Source organism: Sporosarcina aquimarina (assembly GCF_023715615.1).
Taxonomy (GTDB): Bacteria; Bacillota; Bacilli; order Bacillales_A; family Planococcaceae; genus Sporosarcina; species Sporosarcina aquimarina_A.
In genome coordinates this window covers 1-2,281 of the sequence record NZ_JAMBOM010000016.1, presented here as the reverse complement: position 1 = coordinate 2,281, position 2,281 = coordinate 1, and the positions used below count along the sequence as shown (strand labels likewise).

At 53.7% G+C, this 2,281-nt stretch carries 1 rRNA gene; it reads right to left on the bottom strand.

The window, feature by feature from the left end:
* A 23S ribosomal RNA gene (locus tag M3197_RS17120) occupies positions 1-2,281 on the bottom strand; the annotation flags it as partial.

Sequence of the window (2,281 nt, the reverse complement as noted above, 5' to 3'; positions counted from 1 at the left end):
AAGTCCTCGATCGATTAGTATCTGTCAGCTCCACATGTCGCCATGCTTCCACACCAGACCTATCCACCTCATCATCTTTGAGGGATCTTACTTACTTGCGTAATGGGAAATCTCATCTTGAGGGGGGCTTCATGCTTAGATGCTTTCAGCATTTATCCCGTCCACACATAGCTACCCAGCGATGCCTTTGGCAAGACAACTGGTACACCAGCGGTGTGTCCATCCCGGTCCTCTCGTACTAAGGACAGCTCCTCTCAAATTTCCTGCGCCCGCGACGGATAGGGACCGAACTGTCTCACGACGTTCTGAACCCAGCTCGCGTACCGCTTTAATGGGCGAACAGCCCAACCCTTGGGACCGACTACAGCCCCAGGATGCGATGAGCCGACATCGAGGTGCCAAACCTCCCCGTCGATGTGGACTCTTGGGGGAGATAAGCCTGTTATCCCCGGGGTAGCTTTTATCCGTTGAGCGATGGCCCTTCCATGCGGAACCACCGGATCACTAAGCCCGTCTTTCGACCCTGCTCGACTTGTAGGTCTCGCAGTCAAGCTCCCTTATGCCTTTGCACTCTACGAATGATGTCCAACCATTCTGAGGGAACCTTTGGGCGCCTCCGTTACTCTTTAGGAGGCGACCGCCCCAGTCAAACTGTCCGCCTGACACTGTCTCCTGCCCGGATCACGGGCAAGGGTTAGAAGTCCAATACAGCCAGGGTAGTATCCCACCATTGCCTCCTCCGAAGCTAGCGCTCCGGTCTCTCAGGCTCCTACCTATCCTGTACAGGCTGCACCGGAATTCAATATCAGGCTACAGTAAAGCTCCACGGGGTCTTTCCGTCCTGTCGCGGGTAATGCGCATCTTCACGCATATTATAATTTCACCGAGTCTCTCGTTGAGACAGTGCCCAGATCGTTACGCCTTTCGTGCGGGTCGGAACTTACCCGACAAGGAATTTCGCTACCTTAGGACCGTTATAGTTACGGCCGCCGTTTACTGGGGCTTCAATTCGAAGCTTCGCTTGCGCTAACCTCTCCTCTTAACCTTCCAGCACCGGGCAGGCGTCAGCCCCTATACGTCACCTTACGGTTTTGCAGAGACCTGTGTTTTTGCTAAACAGTCGCCTGGGCCTATTCACTGCGGCTCTCTCGGGCTATACACCCTACCAGAGCACCCCTTCTCCCGAAGTTACGGGGTCATTTTGCCGAGTTCCTTAACGAGAGTTCTCTCGATCACCTTAGGATTCTCTCCTCGCCTACCTGTGTCGGTTTGCGGTACGGGTACCTCCCACCTCGTTAGAGGCTTTTCTTGGCAGTGTGAAATCAGGGACTCCAGGGTATACACCCCTTGCCATCACAGCTCAATGTTATAGAAACGGGATTTGCCTCGTTTCACACCTCACTGCTTAGACGCGCATGACCAACAGCGCGCTCACCCTATCCTTCTGCGTCACCCCATCACTCAAACGGTGGGGAGGTAGTACAGGAATATCAACCTGTTATCCATCGTCTACGCCTATCGGCCTCGACTTAGGTCCCGACTGACCCTGAGCGGACGAGCCTTCCTCAGGAAACCTTGGGCATTCGGTGGAAGGGATTCTCACCCTTCTTTCGCTACTCATACCGGCATTCTCACTTCCAAGCGCTCCACCAGTCCTTCCGGTCTAGCTTCAACGCCCTTGGAACGCTCTCCTACCACTGACACCAAAGGTGTCAATCCGCAGTTTCGGTGATTCGTTTAGCCCCGATACATTTTCGGCGCAGCGCCACTCGACCAGTGAGCTATTACGCACTCTTTAAATGATGGCTGCTTCTAAGCCAACATCCTGGTTGTCTGGGCAGCGCCACATCCTTTTCCACTTAACGAATACTTTGGGACCTTAACTGGCGGTCTGGGCTGTTTCCCTCTCGACTATGGACCTTATCACCCATAGTCTGACTCCCAAACATAAATCATCGGCATTCGGAGTTTGTCTGAATTCGGTAACCCGGGATGGGCCCCTAGTCCAAACAGTGCTCTACCTCCGAGATTCTAACGTTTGAGGCTAGCCCTAAAGCTATTTCGGAGAGAACCAGCTATCTCCAGGTTCGATTGGAATTTCACCGCTACCCACACCTCATCCCCGCACTTTTCAACGTACGTGGGTTCGGGCCTCCAGTAAGTGTTACCTTACCTTCACCCTGGACATGGGTAGATCACCTGGTTTCGGGTCTACGACCCCATACTCATTCGCCCTATTCAGACTCGCTTTCGCTGCGGCTCCGCATTCTCTGCTTAACCT